The following is an 18,065-nucleotide window of genomic DNA, read 5'->3' on the forward strand; positions in this document are numbered from 1 at the left end:
TACTTTATGAACCAGTATGAAGAAATTTGTAAAGATATGGGCTTGAGAGCTAAAACAGCTGCTTTTGAATTAGCTCAACTTGATCAAGGTACGGTAGATGCTGCATTATTGGCAATCGCTGATGCTGTGGAAGCAAAAAGTGATGAAATCATGGCTGCTAATAAGCAAGACTTAGAGAAATCTGGGGACTATAATGTACCTCAAACTATGATTGATCGATTAACGTTGACACCTAATCGAATTGCTCAAATGGCGGAAGGTGTTCGACAAGTTGCCGCTCTTGAAAGCCCAGTAGGCACTGTTATGGAAACGTTTACACGCCCTAATGGTCTGACTATAGAAAAAAGAGCAGTACCTTTTGGTGTGATTGGTATTATTTTTGAAGCTCGTCCAAATGTAACGATTGATGCTGGTGTTCTTTGCTTAAAAACGGGTAATGCTACAATTTTGCGTGGTGGTAAAGAGGCATTCCATACAAATCAAATCATCGTGTCTATCATGCGTAATACTCTAGAATCTTTGGGCATTAATGGGGATGCGATTCAATTGGTCGAGGTTCTTGATCGAGATATGGTTGGTGTACTATTACAACAACGTAAATACATTGATGTCATTATTCCCCGTGGCGGGGCTGGACTCATTCGTCGTGTCGTAGAGGAAAGTAGTATTCCTGTTATTGAAACGGGTAGTGGTGTATGTCATACTTTCGTAGATGAATATGCTAATCTAGATATGGCATTAGACATTGCTATTAATGCTAAAGTGCAACGTCCTTCAGTATGTAACGCTATGGAAACTTTGTTAGTTCACCAAGCCGTGGCCGGTGAATTTTTACCTCGCCTTGATAAAGCATTACAAGAATATGGCGTTCGCATTCATGGTGATGAAGCAGTAGCTCAATATATGGACAATACAATTCCTTTAACAGAGACTTCCTTTAGCACAGAATATAATGATATGGATTTAAATGTACGTATCGTTGAAAATCTTGAGGAAGCTATTGAGCATGTAAATTGCTATACTACACATCACTCTGAAGCTATTATTACTGATGAGCCGATGCGTGCTACAGTATTTATGAATTTAGTGGACTGTTCTACAGTGTATCATAATGCGTCCACACGCTTTACAGACGGCTTTGAGTTTGGCTTTGGCGCAGAAATAGGTATTAGTACACAAAAACTTCACGCTCGTGGTCCTATGGGCTTACAAGCTTTAACATCTTATAAATACTTCGTATTTGGAGAAGGCCAAGTGCGGACGTGAAGAATTTATATTACTTTATAAGGGCATATTACAGATATATTCAAACACCAAAAGGACGATATGAATGGATATCCTATGGAAAGGCATTGCTCTTATTCATCATTATTTGTGTCATTGTCATTAAGGGAGTGACCGCATTATGGTAGAGAAACGTCGTATAGGTATCATTGGTGGAACTTTCAACCCCATTCATCTAGGTCATCTAATGATTGCAGAGGTTGCTTGTGAAAGCTTTAATTTAGAAAAGGTTATATTTGTACCTGCCCGGATTCCACCGCATAAGCAGCATGATGTGATAGATAGTCATCATCGCTATGCTATGACAGCTGCTGCTGTATCAGATAATCCAAATTTTGAAATATCTGATATAGAGATGAGAAGAGAAGGTCCATCGTACACAGTAGATACAATTCAACATTTTAAAATTATATATGGTCCAAATGTAGAATTTTATTTTATTGCTGGTACGGATACAATTCGGGCATTACCGACTTGGAAATTTATAGAAGAGTTATTAGATGAAGTTCATTTTATTGGTGCTACTAGACCAGATGGATCGAGTGTTATAGATGCCACATTAGATGTACTAGGACCAAAGGCATATGAAAAGATTCATGTTATGGAAGTGCCTGAAATGAAATTATCTGCTACTTATTTACGGGAGCGCTTACGTTCTGGTAAAACCGTTCGCTATATGTTGCCTAAATGTGTAGTAGATTATATAGAAGAAAACCATATTTATGGGAAGGAATAAAGGATGTTATCTTATGATGAAATACAACATAGAGTGAGCCAATGGATGGGTAAAAAACGCTTTAAGCATACTCTAGGTGTTGTTGAATCTGCAACTCAATTAGCTAAACTATATAACGTTGATGTAGAGAAAGCGCGTTTAGCAGCATTACTACATGACTGTGCAAAGGAAATGTCACTCAAAGATATGCAAGCTTTGGTAAAAGCGAGTAAATACGAAGCTGATGATGAATTGTTAGCTAATGGTAATTTGTTGCATGGCTTAGCAGGTATGATTCGGGCTGAAAAGGAGTTTTCTATAACTGATCCAGAAGTTTTAGAAGCAATTCGTGTTCATACTACTGGTAAGGTTCATATGTCAAAGCTAGATAAGGTTATATTTTTAGCCGATTATATTGAGCCTAATAGAGATTTCCCAGGTGTGGATGAATTACGTAAAATGGCTACAAATGACCTAGATGAGGCTGTATTACTAGGATTTGATAACACTATCAATCATCTTATTGAGCAACATCTTTCTATTTATCCTTTGACCATTCTTGGTCGTAATGACGTATTACAATCTTGTAAGTAATGGAGTTTTTATATGGAAGAACGTGAACGAGCAAGAGCTCGCCGGCGTAGGAGAAGACGTCAACAAAAGTCATCGGTAAAATGGCCTAGAGTCATTTTAGCCATCGTTGTTGTTCTCGCTTTGCTCGGTGGGATAGGATATGGCATATATAGTGGCGTATCTTATGCATATAGAGCTATTGTAGGAACTACAGAAGTTACTGAAACAGTGGCTGATAATGGAAACAAACAAGACGCTAACACTGTATCTGTTGAGCAAAAAGGGTTAGATAAACCATTATATATTTTGATTGTTGGTACTGATGATAATAATCCAAGCCAAGGTGATAGTTTATTTTTATTATCTATAAATCTTGATCAAAAAACGATGGATGTTATCGGTATTCCAAGTAATAGTAAAATCGATAATCGTGACCAAACTGATGCAACTATGTTGAATGGTATCTACGAAAAAGGCGGCATCGAGCTAACTAAAGCCGTTGTTGAGGATATGTTCCACATTTCAATACCATACTATGTAGTGGTTGATCAAAATGCTTTCAAAAAAACAAATGATATCTTAGGTGATCAACATATTTATGTAGAACAACCTATGGAACATGTTGATGCAGAAGGCAATAAGGATATAGATTTACGTCGTGGCTATCAAAAGTTAGATAGTAATAATGCGTTAGCATACTTACGATACTCAGATCCTAAACATGATACGTTTACTCGTGTTCAACGACAAGAACGATTTTTAAAATTGTGGGTGGAACAAGTGCATAATGCATTTTTCTTAACAAATGCATGGCATATTTGGCGCATTTGGGATCATTACGATACTAATATCTCTACCTTAGATGCGATTAAGCTCGTATATAACATGAGCAAAATTAATAAGGAAGAAATTCATTTCTATATTCTTCCTGGCGAAAAAGTGTTAGTAGGAGATATGACTTACTGGAAAGTAAATCCAACAGAAGCGCAACGTTTAGTGGGGATTACAATGGGTCATTTACCGGCTAATGAAATGACACAATTTGTATCTGCTCCTACAAATAGTACAGCTAAAGTCGCACCTGAATCAGAACACAATGGCGGTACAATTACTAAGCCGACTGAACCTGGTGATGAAAGCGGTAGTAAACGTTAAAATAAGAGGGAGACTATGAAGAATAAAGAAGATATTAAACAATTTGTATTAGCATTAGCACAAGCTGCATTCGATAAAAAAGGCAGAGACATTGAAATCCTCGATTTAGAAGGTATTTCTATGTTAGGTGATTACTTCCTAATCGCTAGTGCCAATAATATTAAGCAATCTCAAAGTATTGCTGATGAACTGGAAGATAAAGCTGCTGAATTAGGCATGACAGTTCGTCATAGAGAAGGTTACCGTGAAGGTGAATGGATTTTACTTGATTTTGGCGATGTTATTTGCCATGTTTTTGGCGGCGATGAATTGCGTGAATTCTACGGTTTAGAAGAGTTGTGGAATGATGCAGGTCGAGTTCCATTCGAAGGAGTATAATATGGCTACAGAATTGTTGGAAAATACAATTGCCACATTGAAAGTATTGCGTACTAGTGACCAAGGTGCCTTCCTAGATGGTCAAACAGGCAATACAAATGATGATATTTTGCTTCATAAAGATCAACAAACGTCTCCCGTTGCTATTGGTGATGAAGTAGAAGTATTCTTATATCGCGATCCAAAAGGTCGTTTAACTGCTTCTATGCGTTTACCAGCGATGAAGGTAGGGCAGATTGGGTATGTTGAAGTAATCAATACGACAAACTTTGGCTGTTTCGTAGAGGTTGGTACCGAGCGTGGTATCTTCATGCCTCATGCTGAGATGCGTGGTCGTCCTCAAGTAGGCGAAAAGGTCTGGGTTCGACTCTATACAGATAAATCTGGTCGTTTTGCTGTATCCATGGATGTTGATGATGAAATGCGTCGCGCATCTAAGGCTGCTACAGATGCTAAAGTAGGACAATTGGTAAAAGGTGCTATCTACAATTTGACAAGTGATGGGGCATTCTTCATCACTCCAGAACGATGGATTGCCTTTTTACATCGTTCTGAGATGACTAGAAAATTAAAAGTAGGTGAAATGGTTGAAGGTCGCATTACTTTTAAGCGTGAAGATGGTCGTGTTAATGTATCGATGCGCCCTACAAAGGAAAAGGCTCTTGTATCCGATGGAGATATTATTATGGAATATCTTTTGAATCGTGGTGGGAAGATGCCGTATAGTGATGAATCTTCTGCTATGTTGATTAAAGATAAATTTAACATTAGTAAAGCTGCTTTCAAACGTGCTTTAGGGCATTTAATGAAAGAGAAGAAAATTGTTCAAGAGGATGGTTGGACATTGCTTACTGACATTGGTCGCCAGTGGACACCTCCTGTTAGTGTAGAGTCCCAATATGAGGAATAAAGACGATGAAAATTGTCATTGTAGGCGCTGGTAAGGTTGGTTATTCATTAGCTCAACGCCTTATTCAAGATGATCATGATGTATATGTCATCGATCGTTCACCAGAACGAATTCACAATCTTGAAAATACATTAGATGCTAGCTTAGTTCAGGGTAATGGTAGTGATATACAATTGCTCAATGAAATCGGTATGTCTGATGTAGGTATGTTCATTGCTGTTACTGATTCAGATGAGGTAAATATGCTATCTTGTGCGGTAGCTAAAATTACAGGTGTTCCTACAACGATTGCTCGTGTTCGTGACAATAGTGTGGCGGAACACATGGATGCAGAGATGCGTGCTAAACTAGGAGTTGATTTATTTATCAATCCTGAAATGGTTACAGCTCAAGAACTTTTAAAAATTTTAGAGACTCCATCAGCTATTGATGTAGAAGAATTTGGTCAAGGTTCTGTACGTCTCATGGAATTTAAGATTACAGATGAAACTTCATTAATAGGTCAACCTTTAAAAGAAATAAGATTCCCAGAAGGTGTTTTATTAGTAGGTATTTTACGTTATGGTGAAATGATTATTCCACATGGTGAAAGCATCCTCCAAGCTGATGATAGTGTATTCTTCTTGGGGTTAAAAGAATCTGTTGAAGAAGTAGAAAAGCTTTGGTTCCATAACCATACTACGTTTTATAAACGGGCTGTTATCATTGGTGCTGGTCTACTTGGTCGTAATCTGACTGTTTTATTAGAACGTGCTGGTTTTTCTGTGAAAGTTATTGAAAAAGATTTTGATCGATGTGAGCAGTTAGCTAATCTTGTAGATAAAGCGATGGTTATTAATGGCGATGGTACCGACTTTGATTTGTTAGAAGCTGAAGAAATCGCTGATAGCGATGTTATTATTGCGTTAACTGACGATGATAAACTTAATCTGCTAGTAGCTCTTGTAGGCAAGCATATGGGGATACCTAAGACTGTTGTTCGCGTAGGTCGTCCTGAATATATTATGCTTATGGAGCAAGTTGGTATAGATGTGGTATTCTCTCCTCGATTATTAACGGCTAGTCAAATTTTACGATTTGTACGAAGTGGAGAAGGGGTAGTATCAATTTCCACTTTTGAAGGTGGTAAGGCAGAGTCTATTGAAGTTGAGATCACTAGTGACTCTCCCGTAGCCGGTAAGCAGTTAAAAGATATCCGCCTGCCTGGCAAAGCTTTAGTAGGTGTTATTTTACGAGGTGATGAAGCTATTGTACCTCGTGGTAATACTGAAATTTTAGATGGGGATCACATCGTTCTCTTTACATTACCTGAATCGGTAAGTAAATTACTTAAATATCTTACTTAGTATGGAGGGGCTATGCGAATTCAAATCGTTATGTCCTTAGTGGGGCGACTCCTTTATATATTTGGTGCTTTTACATTAGTTCCTTTTATATATAGTGTCATATTTGAAACTGCATATTGGTCATTTCTTATAACCACGAGCCTTTCCTTAGGGCTAGGTGGACTTTTATCCTATTATGGCCGAAAAAGTCAAAGTTTTAGTCTTAGAGATGGTTTTCTCGTAGTATCCTCTACATGGATATTAACCGTTATTTTGGGAGCCTTACCTTTCTTAGGTAGTGGTATATTAATAAATGTTTTTGATGCACTCTTTGAAGCTACATCGGGGATTACAGCAACGGGTGCTACTATCATTTATAGTGTTGATGATTTACCGAATACCTTTGTTTTATGGCGTGGCCTAATGCATTGGATTGGTGGTATGGGGATTATCGTTCTGATTCTATCCTTTTTGAAAAACTTAGGGGCTGATGCAGCGCACTTCTTCAATGCGGAAGCATCTGTCCCAAAACCAGGTGTTGTAATGCCACGTATTCAATCGATGGCTACAAAGTTATGGCGTTTATACGTTGCTTTTACCGCTCTTTGTTTTCTCATGCTTTGGGCCGGTGGTATCGAGCCATTTGATGCTTTAAATTATGCCTTTTCCATTATTGCAACGGGTGGTTTTGCACCTACATCAGCAGGGGCATTTATATATGAACAAAGTAACTACATTTGCTTTGTATTTATTTTTTTTATGGTCCTTGCAGGTGGTAATTTCTCAGTATATTACAATGCTCTTCAAAAAGGGATTCGTGTTTTAATAGATGATTTTGAAACGCGTATGTACTGGTTAATACTTTTCAGTGGTGTTGCAATAGTAGCTATATCTCTAGCTTTACAGTCTACCATGAATGATCCATTGCAAATTATTCGAGATTCTGCGTTTAACTTAGTTTCCCTTCAAACAGGTAGTGGTTTTGCCGTTAGTGACTATGATTTATGGCCTGCAGCGGCACAGATGATGTTATTTATTTCTACATTCTTTGGTGGTTGTAGTGGGTCTACAACGGGTGGTGTAAAAATTATTCGCCTTATTATTCTAATCAAGAGCAGCATTATTTATTTAAGAAAAGCAATTCATCCTGAAATGGTACAAGTAGTTCGCATTAATGGCAAACCTATGCCTACTAAATGGATACAGATGGCACAGCAATTTTTATTTTTATATTTGATGATTTACGTTGTATCTGTATTCCTTATGACTTGTTTTGGCATGTCCACTTATGATGCTATGCAAATTATTACAGCTTTTCTTAGTAATGTAGGGATTGGCTTTGGAGGTTTTGGACCTACGGATACCTTTGCTACTATGACTGATGGTGCTAAATGTGTTGCCATAGCAGACATGTTATTAGGCCGTTTAGAATTATTTACAATCCTTGTTATGCTACATCCTCAATTTTGGGAAGGGTATTTCATCAAAAAAGACGTTCCTAAGCGTTATCGCATTTTATAGGAGGGCGTATGTATATGGAAATTATAAAACGCCCTCTAGGGTTATATAAAGCAAATTGTTATGTACTAAAAAAAGAGGGGAAATGCCTTATCATTGACCCAGGCTTTCATTGCAACCATATTATTGAAATGGTACAAGATTCTGAGCCTATAGCAGTTTTATTAACTCATGGTCACTGTGATCATGTATCAGCCCTCGATGAGGTCTGTGCTTATTATAATATTCCAGCCTACTTGCATCCTTTAGATCATGAATTGCTACAATTAATTCGTCGTAGACCTAGTGTTTATAAGAAGAAAATGTATACTAATTGTGAAGATTTAGTAACAGGAAAATTACAATTAGGACCTTTTGAAATTATCGTCCATCACACACCTGGACATAGTGCGGGTTCAGTTTGTCTGGAGATAGAGGGACATCTTTTTTCTGGGGATACTTTATTTAAACAAAATGTAGGGAATACCGATAACTATAATAGTAATCCTGAGGATTTAATCATTAGTTTGAAGCATATATTAACGTTGTCAAAGAGTTTAGTTATTGAGCCAGGACATAAAGAATCTACAATCTTAAAAGATGAAGAAGAATTCATCAAAAATATTGTAGGATAGTGTTGACAAAAGTCCTGATAACCGATATACTAAGCAAGTACTTTGGATACGGCCCCGTGGTGTAGCGGTTAACATGTCGCCCTGTCACGGCGAAGATCGTCAGTTCAAATCTGATCGGGGTCGCCATTCATGCCTCGGTAGCTCAGTTGGTAGAGCAACGGACTGAAAATCCGTGTGTCGACAGTTCGATTCTGTCCTGAGGCACCATGTACATGCGGGAATAGCTCAGCGGTAGAGCACCGCCTTGCCAAGGCGGGGGTCGCGAGTTCGAATCTCGTTTCCCGCTCCAACTTTATATGGCGGCATAGCCAAGCGGTAAGGCAGAGGTCTGCAAAACCTTTATTCCCCAGTTCGATTCTGGGTGCCGCCTCCACAATCGTTACCCATGCCGGGGTGGCGGAACAGGCAGACGCAACGGACTTAAAATCCGTCGGTTGGAAACAACCGTACCGGTTCGATTCCGGTCCTCGGCACCAATTAAGACTAACTTCGGTTAGTCTTTTTTCTTATCTGAATTAATTAAAACTATTGTTATGAATAATAAACCTAAGCTATTGATCAGTGAATGCTTGTGTGGTGTTCCTTGTCGCTATGATGGAAAAGACAATTATATAGATACCGTTGAGATTCTTAAAAATCATTATGAATTAGTACCTGTATGTCCAGAGGTGTTGGGTGGTCTTTGGACACCGAGAGATCCAGCTGAACGCCAAGGAAATCGTATATACACTGCTAATGGGACTGATGTGACAACTCAGTTTATAAGAGGTGCACAGCTTACAGTTCAGATAGCTCTTGAACATAAATGCGCACAAGCTCTGTTGAAGGCCAAAAGCCCTAGTTGTGGTTATAAGCGCATTTATGATGGTTCCTTTACAAGAACCTTAAAGGATGGTCATGGATGTACTGTAGAGGCTTTATTGAAGAAAAATATTAGAATCTATACGGAACATGATATAGATTTTTTGGTGGCACAAAAAAAGAGATGAGTTTTGCTCATCTCTTTTTCTTTTATTATGTTAACGTTCAGGTTAATACATAGGTTGATATAGCGCATTATATTTGACACATTAACATTGTTATGTACTACGGTTATTTACCAGCATTAACAGGATCATTAACTAGTGGTTGTTCGCCAAGTAATGTAGTTAAGTTATGTAAATTAAATCGATATTGAGCATTACTGAAGTCTCGAGTAGCATCGTAACGATAGTTCGGTGCCTGCATAAGACCTACTAATGTGTCATACAGCAAATCATTCGTAAAGAATTGATGCTCGTGTTTAGTCAGTACATCAGCTGTTTGCGGATAGGCTGTACGATATTGTGGAGATAAGTATACCCAGAATGGAATATGTGTCATAACAAAGTCGAATGTATCTGGATTGTGAGACTTACCTAAGATTTCGCCGTGATCGGAGAAGTATACCATAGCTTGTAAATTCAATTTATCTTTACCATAAGTGTAAATTTGCTGTAATAACCAGTCTGTATATAACTGACTATTTGCGTATGCTTCTTGGCCGTCAGGATATGGACCTTGTTTCCATTTACTAAATTCATGAGGGTAACGGTCATTGTAATAAATATGACTCCCCATAATATGAATAACGATAAAGTTATTTTGGGTAGGGTCTACAGTTTCTAGTAATGGTAACAATGCTTCGTCATAGCGATCGGAGAAATCATAAGCCTCATGAGCCCATTTTGTAGTGTCTGCAGTCTTAGCCATCAATGAAATAGCTGTATCATATTCACCAAATACCCCTTGGTTACTAAACCAATAAGTTGTGTAACCAGCTTTTTTTGCTATGTCTAAGATATTTGCAGAATCAAGGAAGTCTTTATCGTTATATTGATTTCGTTCAGATAGAGCACGCTCTAAAGTTGGAACTGTTTGTACATAAGAGGAATAGGCGTTGTCAAAGAATATAAAATCTTTATTGTTTGCACGCATATTTCCTTGCCATGGTGTATCATCATAAGGGAAGTCTGGATTATATACTTTCATATATTCACGAGAACTAGATTCACCGATGACTAGAATAATAGTTCCCGGTGTTTTATGGGCAGCTGTTTCTTCAGTATCTAAGTTAAAGGAATCAAATACTATATGATGATTATCATTATATTGTTGCATTTGTTTTACATAATCACCTGTAGCAATCCAGTTAGCAACGATACATGTTTGAGGGAATAAGAAGAACGGTACATATACTAGAAAGGCTACGATAGAAGCGATGAGCATAGCAGATCGCATAGGGCGTGTAGTATTTAAATTAACTACCGATTTCATGCCTAAATTAGACCAGTATAATAAATATGTCCATAAAATAAGACCAACCCCTACTGCAATCAGACCAGGAATACCAACTGCATTTTTTAAGAAACCAAGTGCTTCTTCTGGATTAGTCATATAGACAGCTAATAGACTAGCTGGTGTTAAACAGTGCCATGTAGTCATGTAATAGCCAATTTGTAAGAGTGGGATGAGGCTAAGAATCATGGAAATGATAGCCATGATTAAGGATGTTGTTTTATGGAAGCGATTCGTTTGATTGAGTAAAAACTGAATGCCTGATAAACCCATAAAGATGTATAAGCCAAATAAGAAATCATTGGAAAATTCATAGAAGTACAATGGTTTTACATAAGACCAGTGGAATAAAAGTGGGAAGGTAAGAGCCCATAAGATACCTACCAATCCATATCCTAAAAATGGTCTGTGGAAAACGGTGCAGCCCATAAAGTATTGAAACAAGAAGGTACCAACAATGGTGGGCACCGCTAGATTTTTAATATCCTTAACATCTAATCCTAGTGTAATGGAGTCGTAAATTAAAAATAGAATGATATATAAAACAATACCTATAATACCAAAGCGAAGAATGGGGTTACGCCCAATTTGCTTTAAACTAGATGACATGATAAAGCCTCTCTTAAAGGAACAAATAATAATATATCTTTATAATATATAATAGTTATATTATTAAAGATAGCAGATGAATGTAAAAAAAACAATTATTTGAAAGTACTACTATAAATGCTTTATAATTATATAGTTAAGTACATTTTTCTAAGGATTGGGGTTTATGGGAGATTATAATTATAAGTTGGACGTCTTTGAAGGTCCCCTTGATTTGTTGTTGCATCTCATTGAAAAACATAAAATAGAAATCACCGATATTCCTATCGTTGAGATAACGAGTCAATACTTGGAGTATCTAGATAACTGGAACTATTTTGATATTCACTATAGCAGTGAATTTCTTGTTATGGCTTCCACTTTATTACAAATTAAATCGCGTATGCTATTGCCTAAGGCTGAACCTGAGCCGGAGGATTCTGAGGATCCACGGGATGAGTTAGTAGCTAAATTAGTTGAGTTTAAAAAGATTAAGGATTTTACAGCTCTATTGATGGAGCGAACAGCCGTATCGGCAAATGTTTTTAGTCGTCCTGAAGAAACGAGTGTTCTCGGCTTAGATAATGTATATAAACTAGAGCTTTCACAGTTATATCAAATATTTTACCAAACCTTAAAACGGGCTAAAGAATTACCTGAAGAAAATCCTATTCGAGAGGTTAAAGTAGAAAAAGATACGTACAGCTTAGAGGATATGATTTTATCCTTGTCGAGCCGTATACGTCGTGGTGAAAGTTTACACTTTAGGGAATTATTAGTAGCTATAGAAACCAAAAGTGGTATGGTAACAATCTTTATGGCTGTTCTTGAATTGTTAAAACAGCAAGTTATGGAAATGCGTTACGAAGATGATGATATTATATTCACTGCTGCTTTGGATGGAGCCGTGTAGAAAGGGGGCTATATGAGCTTATCAACAATGCATTTAGAGGCTGTTTTGTTTTCAGCGGCAAAACCTATATCAATCGAAATGTTAGAAGAGGTGTTCAATCTTTCGCGTGATGAAATACAAGACTATATAAATGAATTAAAACGGGAGCTAGAAGACCAACATCGAGGTATTCGACTACGTGTATCTGGGGCTGGTGTCGAATTAGTTAGTGCTATGGAAAGTGCGGATTATGTGGGACATATCCGTAAAAGAGAAGATAAATTATCTAATGCAGCGATGGAAACATTAGCAGTTATTGCTTATAAGCAACCAATCACTAAAGCTGAAATTGAAGAAATCCGTGGTGTTAATAGTGATAAAATTATAAAACAATTACTTACTAGATCTCTTATAGCTGAGTTAGGCCATAAAGATACTGTAGGTAGACCTATTCTATATGGTACGACTGATGAGTTTTTAAGAAGTGCTGGTGTAGAATCGATAGAAGCTTTACATCAAGAGGTTTCAGAAGCAGAAGGATAATATGGAACGATTACAAAAATATATTGCAAGTTGTGGTGTTGCATCACGACGTAAAGCAGAAGAATTAATTATAGAGGGTAAGGTACAGGTAAACGGACGAAAGGTTACAGAGCTTGGCATTAAAATTAATCCTCAAAAAGATAAGGTTAAGGTTAATGGCCAATTGTTGGCTCAGGAAAAGCCTGTATATTATTTATTAAATAAACCAAAAGGTGTCATTACATCTGTGTCTGACCCTCAAGGTCGAGAAACTGTTTTAGATTATATTAAAAATGAATCTAAACGCATTTATCCTGTGGGACGTCTCGACTTGTACACAGAAGGCTTATTACTACTTACAAATGATGGTGAGTTAGCACAAAACTTAACGCATCCCTCTAAAGGTGTGGAAAAAACTTATGAAGTGCGCATCAAAGGTCGCGTTCGCGATGAAGACTTACAAGTTATAGCTAATGGTGTGAAGCTGGAAGACGGCATGACTGCACCAGCTACAATTGTAGATTTAGGTTTTGATGATCATAATGGTGTACATGAAGTAGAGATTACTATTCATGAAGGTCGTAATCGACAAGTTCGTCGTATGTTTGAACACTTTGGGTACCGTATTCATAACTTAAAACGAATTGCTTATGCTGGACTTACCTTAGGTGGTGTTAAACGCGGTGCTTCTCGCCAGCTTACAATTCGTGAAGTAAAAGCCCTAAAAGCATTAGGAGCAGATAAGAAATGAAACAAATCATAGTTATTGGCGGTGGTGCAGCAGGTCTTATGGCGGCTGTTATAGCTGGTCGTGAAGGGGCACGTGTCATCTTACTCGAAAAAATGAATATGGTTGGTAAGAAGATGGGCATTACTGGCAAAGGTCGCTGTAATATTACAAATAGTGCAGACATGACCGAGTTTATTAAAAATACACCTGGTAATGGTAAGTTCTTATATGGCGCTTACGAACGCTTTAGTAATGAAGACTTGCTTGAGTTATTGCATAGTTGGGGCTTGAAAACTAAAGTAGAACGTGGTGGCCGAGTATTCCCAGAATCTGATTCCGCTTTAGAAGTGCGCAATACATTCATGAAAATCCTTAAAAAGTATAATGTGCAAGTTCATTTAAATGAACCTGTTACATCTATTACTGTTGAGGAGGGTCGTGTTGTTGGTGTTGCAACAGATAAGGAAACATATGCTTGTGATGCTGCTATCATCTGTACAGGCGGTGCATCTTATCCATTAACCGGTTCTACTGGTGATGGTTACGCTTTAGCTAAAAAAGTGGGACATACTATTACTGATATTCGTCCATCTTTGGTACCTATCGTTACAAACGAAGCATGGGTCAAAGATATTATGGGGCTTAGTCTTCGTAATGTTGAAGTGTCTGTTGTTTCTAAGAATAAAGTACAGGCTAAGCAATTTGGGGAAATGATGTTTACTCATTTTGGTCTTACAGGCCCTACTATTTTGTCCTTAAGTCATACAGTAGGCAAGTTGCTCCGTAAGAAGAATCCTCAAATTACAATTGAAATCAATCTTAAGCCTGCTTTGACTGCTGAGATATTGGATAAACGCTTACAAAAAGACTTTGATTTATATTCTAAAAAACAATTAGTTAATGGTATGAAGGATTTGCTTCCTGTAAATCTCATTCCTATAGTTATTCAACTGGCTGAATTAGATCCATCAAAACCAATAAACCAAATTACAAAGGAGGAACGATTGCGCCTATGTCATGTGTTACAACATATGACATTGACCGTGAAGGAATTACGCCCTGTGGCTGAAGCTATTGTTACAGCTGGTGGTATTTCTTTAAAAGAGTTTAATCCTAAAACAATGGAGTCTAAATTGGTTAGTGGTTTATATGGCGCTGGTGAAGTATTAGATATTGATGCTTTCACAGGAGGCTATAATCTACAAGCTGCCTTTTCCACAGGCTATGTGGCGGCTATGCATGCCGTACACGGTGATGAAGAATAGAGGTTATTTATGAGTACTAAAAAAATTGCCATTGCTATCGATGGTCCTGCAGGGGCTGGTAAAAGTAGTATTTCTAAAGTAGTGGCTAATGAATTAGGGTATTTATATATTGATACAGGTGCTATGTACCGTGGTGTAACATGGGCCGTTCTAGATAGTCAAATCGATGTTAATGACCAAGAGGCTGTAGAAGCTTTATTGCCATCATTAAATCTAACATTAGAGCCTACTGCAACAGCATGTAAAGTTTTTGTTAAAGGTAAAGATGTAACATCATTAATACGTCAACAACAAATTAATGAAAATGTATCTACCATTGCTTCTTATAAAGGGGTTCGACAATATTTGGTAGAACGTCAACAAGCAATGGCCGCTGTTGGTGGTGTTATTTTGGACGGTCGAGATATCGGCTCTGTTGTATTGCCTGATGCAGAGTTAAAAATATATTTAACTGCTTCTGTTGATGCTCGTGCTCATCGTAGATGGCACGAAGTACAAGGGACACCTAATGAGCAAACATTAGATGAAATTAAAAAGAATGTTGAAAGTCGCGATGAAATGGATAAGAATCGAGAAGAATCACCACTTATATGTGTTGAAGATGCTGTAGTAGTAGATTCTAGCGACATGAATTTCGATGAAACTGTGGCATATATGTTGAAATTAATACAGGAGACTATCAATCATGAATAAATTTTCTGCCTGGTTATGGCGCACTGTTTTCTGGCTCCGCTATAAGGTTGGGTATGGATTGAAAGTATATGGACGGGATAATTTTCCTATGGAAGGACCTGTTATCGTCGTGCCAAATCATTTGAGTAATAATGATCCACCAATTTGTGGCTATGCTTTACCAAGGCATGTTCACTTCATGGCTAAACAAGAATTGTTTGTAAATCCTATTTCACGCTTTATTTGTACTTGGCTTGGTGCATTCCCATTAAATCGTGGAGCTATCGATAAAGTTGCAATTCGTCATGCCATGGGTTTACTTAAAGATAATAAGGTGCTAGGCATTTTTGCTGAAGGGAACCGTCAAAAAAGTGGTAAACTTGGTAGATTCCATGATGGCGCAGCTTCGATAGCTTTAAGAACTGGTATTGCCATCATTCCTGTCGCTATTATAGGTTCTTATAATATGGAACGAGATAAGGTGGCTTGTATCATAGGAAAACCAGTTCCGGTTGAAAAGGCTAAAGCAACACCAGAAGCAATTAAAGAAGTAAATGATCGTGTTAAAGGTGAAATACAGCGAATGATAGATTCGTATCATGAAAATCGTGTAGAGGAGACTTTATGGAAATAATTTTGGCTGAAAACCATGGCTTTTGCTATGGTGTAAAAAGAGCCGTCGAAATGGCGAATGAAGCCGCAAATAGTGATGGCAAAAGCTATACATTGGGCCCGATCATACACAATCCACAAGTAGTAGGTCGTCTTGAAGATAAAGGGGTTAGTCCTGTTCAAGTAGTATCCGACATCGAAGAGGGGACAATGATTATACGATCTCATGGTGTTGGTCCTGCTATTTATGAAGAGGCTGAAGAAAAGGGTTTAAACATTGTAGATGCTACATGTCCTCACGTTAAAAAGGCGCAACAAGATGCGAAGTCTGTCATTGAAGATGGGATGGCTTTGGTGATTTTGGGCGAAAAGAATCATCCTGAGGTCAAAAGTATTAATTTATGGGCGAATAATGAAGGTATAATCATCGAAGATGAGGAATCCGCTAAAAAACTACAAATTGTGGAAAAAATGGGTGTTGTTGTACAAACAACCTTTTCACAATTCAAATTTAACAGTATAATAGACATATTAGAGAAAAAATCTAAGAATCTTAAGGTTTTCAAAACGATATGCAATGCAACGCAAGAACGACAGAACTCTGCCGTTGAATTAGCACGTAATGTAGATCTTATGATTGTGGTAGGTGGCAAGAACAGCGGCAATACAAACCGATTGGCAGAGGTTTGTCGTGACGTTGGATGTACAACATATCACATTGAAACTTCTACTGAATTACAACTGGAATGGTTTAACCGAGTACAGACGGTAGGAGTAACAGCAGGAGCATCGACTCCCGACTGGATTATTAAGGAGGTCATTGAGACAATGAAAGATTTTGCAGAATTATTAGCAGCCGAAGGTCAAGAAGAATTTAAGAAAGGGAACGTTGTAGAAGGTACAGTAGTTCAAGTTGAAGATGAACGCGCTTATGTATCTTTTGGCTACAAAACTGAAGCCATTTTGAATAGAACTGAAATTTCTTATCCAGCACCAGAATCTGCCAAAGATGTGTTAAAAAATGGTGATGAAATTAAAGCAGTTATCATGAATCACATCAAAGAAGATAATCCTATTTATCTTTCCATGACTCGCTTGGCTAAAGATGAAGATTGGCAATATGTTATTGAAGCACAAGAAAAAGATGAAGCTATCGTATGTAAAGGTATTGATGCTATCCCAGCAGGTTTGGTAGTAACAGTTAAATCCCTTCGTGGTTTCATTCCATTGTCCCAAGGTGATGTTCACTTTGTGAAATCCTTGGACAACTTGGTTGGTACAGAATTCGAAGCTAAAGTACTTGAAATCGACGAAAAGAAAAACCGTTTGGTTCTTTCCCGTCGTGCAGTATTGGAAGTTGAACGTCAAGCTAAATTGGCTGAAGCATTGAAAAACATCAACGTTGGCGAAAACTATAAAGGTATCGTTCGTAAAATCATGCCTTATGGTGCTTTCGTAGATATCGGCGGTATTGAAGGTTTACTTCACATTTCCGACATTTCTTGGCAAAAAATCAAAAAAGTGGAAGATGTTCTTTCCGTTGGTCAAGAAATCGAAGTTAAATTACAATCCTTCGACGCTGAACAAAACAAATTATCCTTGTCCTTGAAAGCTTTGTCTAAAAGCCCATGGGATGTAGCTGAAGAAACATTGCATGTTGGCGATGTTATCAACGGCAAAGTTGTTCGTTTGGTAGCTTACGGTGCATTCGTAGCTGTTAACGACGATATTCAAGGTTTACTTCACATTTCTCAAATTACAAAACAACGTAATGCGAAAGTTGAAGATTACTTGAACCGCGGTCAAGAAGTTGAAGTTAAAATCATTTCTCTTAACAAAGATGAAAAGAAATTGGGTTTGGCTTTAACTGAAATGATGGAATCCAAAGAAACTGCAGAAGACGCTGAATAATTCATTGTCTAATATAAGGCTAACCAAGGTTTACTTGGTTAGCCTTTTTGCGTACTATATGTAGGATATGATAAAATATAGTAAT

18 protein-coding genes and 5 tRNA genes are annotated in these 18,065 nt (G+C 37.6%); 22 read left to right on the forward strand and 1 reads right to left on the reverse strand.

The features are described from left to right. Window positions 1-6: 6 nt before the first annotated feature. The 15 genes from RWZ05_RS01020 to RWZ05_RS01090 all read left to right on the forward strand — a co-directional run bounded on the left by RWZ05_RS01020 (window position 7) and on the right by RWZ05_RS01090 (window position 9,461). Window positions 7-1,266 carry a glutamate-5-semialdehyde dehydrogenase gene (locus RWZ05_RS01020; protein WP_314641206.1) on the forward strand — a complete coding sequence of 420 codons (1,260 nt, stop codon included), beginning with the start codon at window positions 7-9 and terminating at the stop codon, window positions 1,264-1,266. 139 nt (window positions 1,267-1,405) lie between these two features. Further along, a complete protein-coding gene (gene nadD / locus RWZ05_RS01025) occupies window positions 1,406-2,020 on the forward strand; it encodes a nicotinate-nucleotide adenylyltransferase (RefSeq protein WP_314641209.1) in 615 nt (204 codons plus the stop codon). 3 nt (window positions 2,021-2,023) lie between these two features. Further along, the gene (gene yqeK / locus RWZ05_RS01030; protein ID WP_314641211.1) at window positions 2,024-2,593 is read left to right on the forward strand and encodes a bis(5'-nucleosyl)-tetraphosphatase (symmetrical) YqeK; all 570 of its coding nucleotides are present in this window, start codon (window positions 2,024-2,026) and stop codon (window positions 2,591-2,593) included. A gap of 12 nt (window positions 2,594-2,605) precedes the next feature. After that, on the forward strand, window positions 2,606-3,727 hold the full coding sequence (locus RWZ05_RS01035; protein WP_314641212.1) for an LCP family protein: 1,122 nt from the start codon (window positions 2,606-2,608) through the stop codon (window positions 3,725-3,727). A 15-nt stretch (window positions 3,728-3,742) separates the two neighbouring features. Further along, window positions 3,743-4,105, forward strand: a complete 363-nt coding sequence (gene rsfS / locus RWZ05_RS01040; protein WP_314641213.1) for a ribosome silencing factor — start codon at window positions 3,743-3,745, stop codon at window positions 4,103-4,105. A gap of 1 nt (window position 4,106) precedes the next feature. Continuing rightward, window positions 4,107-5,015 (forward strand): S1-like domain-containing RNA-binding protein, encoded by a 909-nt coding sequence (locus RWZ05_RS01045; protein ID WP_314641214.1) that lies wholly within the window; start codon window positions 4,107-4,109, stop codon window positions 5,013-5,015. A 5-nt stretch (window positions 5,016-5,020) separates the two neighbouring features. After that, window positions 5,021-6,361 carry a Trk system potassium transporter TrkA gene (gene trkA, locus RWZ05_RS01050; protein ID WP_314641216.1) on the forward strand — a complete coding sequence of 447 codons (1,341 nt, stop codon included), beginning with the start codon at window positions 5,021-5,023 and terminating at the stop codon, window positions 6,359-6,361. A 12-nt stretch (window positions 6,362-6,373) separates the two neighbouring features. Then, window positions 6,374-7,861, forward strand: coding sequence for a TrkH family potassium uptake protein (locus RWZ05_RS01055; protein ID WP_314641217.1), 1,488 nt, complete (start codon window positions 6,374-6,376; stop codon window positions 7,859-7,861). Window positions 7,862-7,875: 14 nt separating this feature from the next. Next, on the forward strand, window positions 7,876-8,472 hold the full coding sequence (locus RWZ05_RS01060; protein WP_314641456.1) for an MBL fold metallo-hydrolase: 597 nt from the start codon (window positions 7,876-7,878) through the stop codon (window positions 8,470-8,472). 50 nt (window positions 8,473-8,522) lie between these two features. Beyond that, window positions 8,523-8,598 (forward strand) — tRNA-Asp (locus RWZ05_RS01065). A 5-nt stretch (window positions 8,599-8,603) separates the two neighbouring features. Next, window positions 8,604-8,679: transfer RNA gene (locus RWZ05_RS01070), tRNA-Phe, on the forward strand. A gap of 7 nt (window positions 8,680-8,686) precedes the next feature. Further along, a tRNA-Gly gene (locus RWZ05_RS01075) sits at window positions 8,687-8,761 on the forward strand. 9 nt (window positions 8,762-8,770) lie between these two features. Continuing rightward, window positions 8,771-8,845, forward strand: a tRNA-Cys gene (locus RWZ05_RS01080). A 14-nt stretch (window positions 8,846-8,859) separates the two neighbouring features. Beyond that, a tRNA-Leu gene (locus tag RWZ05_RS01085) sits at window positions 8,860-8,948 on the forward strand. A gap of 57 nt (window positions 8,949-9,005) precedes the next feature. Beyond that, window positions 9,006-9,461, forward strand: a complete 456-nt coding sequence (locus RWZ05_RS01090) for a DUF523 domain-containing protein (RefSeq protein WP_314641218.1) — start codon at window positions 9,006-9,008, stop codon at window positions 9,459-9,461. A gap of 103 nt (window positions 9,462-9,564) precedes the next feature. Here RWZ05_RS01090 and RWZ05_RS01095 read toward each other — a convergent pair whose 3' ends face one another. Continuing rightward, window positions 9,565-11,397 (reverse strand): phosphoethanolamine transferase, encoded by a 1,833-nt coding sequence (locus tag RWZ05_RS01095; protein ID WP_314641220.1) that lies wholly within the window; start codon window positions 11,395-11,397, stop codon window positions 9,565-9,567. Between the two features lie 166 nt (window positions 11,398-11,563). Between RWZ05_RS01095 and RWZ05_RS01100 the strand changes: the two genes are divergently transcribed. From RWZ05_RS01100 to RWZ05_RS01130, 7 genes are read left to right on the forward strand one after another with little or no spacing between them, the layout of a single operon-like run. Further along, window positions 11,564-12,289: a segregation/condensation protein A gene (locus tag RWZ05_RS01100; RefSeq protein ID WP_314641221.1), complete on the forward strand. Its 726-nt coding sequence runs from the start codon at window positions 11,564-11,566 to the stop codon at window positions 12,287-12,289. A 12-nt stretch (window positions 12,290-12,301) separates the two neighbouring features. Next, entirely contained in the window at window positions 12,302-12,811 is a 510-nt protein-coding gene (scpB, locus tag RWZ05_RS01105) for an SMC-Scp complex subunit ScpB (RefSeq protein ID WP_314641224.1), read from the forward strand. A 1-nt stretch (window position 12,812) separates the two neighbouring features. Continuing rightward, the gene (locus tag RWZ05_RS01110) at window positions 12,813-13,541 is read left to right on the forward strand and encodes a pseudouridine synthase (protein ID WP_314641226.1); all 729 of its coding nucleotides are present in this window, start codon (window positions 12,813-12,815) and stop codon (window positions 13,539-13,541) included. Next, window positions 13,538-14,785, forward strand: a complete 1,248-nt coding sequence (locus tag RWZ05_RS01115) for an NAD(P)/FAD-dependent oxidoreductase (RefSeq protein WP_314641228.1) — start codon at window positions 13,538-13,540, stop codon at window positions 14,783-14,785. The genes RWZ05_RS01110 and RWZ05_RS01115 overlap by 4 nt, the downstream gene beginning before the upstream one ends. A 9-nt stretch (window positions 14,786-14,794) precedes the next feature. After that, window positions 14,795-15,478, forward strand: a complete 684-nt coding sequence (gene cmk / locus RWZ05_RS01120; protein WP_314641230.1) for a (d)CMP kinase — start codon at window positions 14,795-14,797, stop codon at window positions 15,476-15,478. Beyond that, the gene (locus RWZ05_RS01125) at window positions 15,471-16,091 is read left to right on the forward strand and encodes a lysophospholipid acyltransferase family protein (protein ID WP_314641232.1); all 621 of its coding nucleotides are present in this window, start codon (window positions 15,471-15,473) and stop codon (window positions 16,089-16,091) included. The genes cmk and RWZ05_RS01125 overlap by 8 nt, the downstream gene beginning before the upstream one ends. Next, window positions 16,082-17,980: a bifunctional 4-hydroxy-3-methylbut-2-enyl diphosphate reductase/30S ribosomal protein S1 gene (locus RWZ05_RS01130; protein WP_314641234.1), complete on the forward strand. Its 1,899-nt coding sequence runs from the start codon at window positions 16,082-16,084 to the stop codon at window positions 17,978-17,980. The genes RWZ05_RS01125 and RWZ05_RS01130 overlap by 10 nt, the downstream gene beginning before the upstream one ends. Window positions 17,981-18,065 lie beyond the last annotated feature (85 nt).

Source organism: uncultured Veillonella sp. (genome assembly GCF_963543145.1).
Taxonomy (GTDB): Bacteria; Bacillota; Negativicutes; order Veillonellales; family Veillonellaceae; genus Veillonella.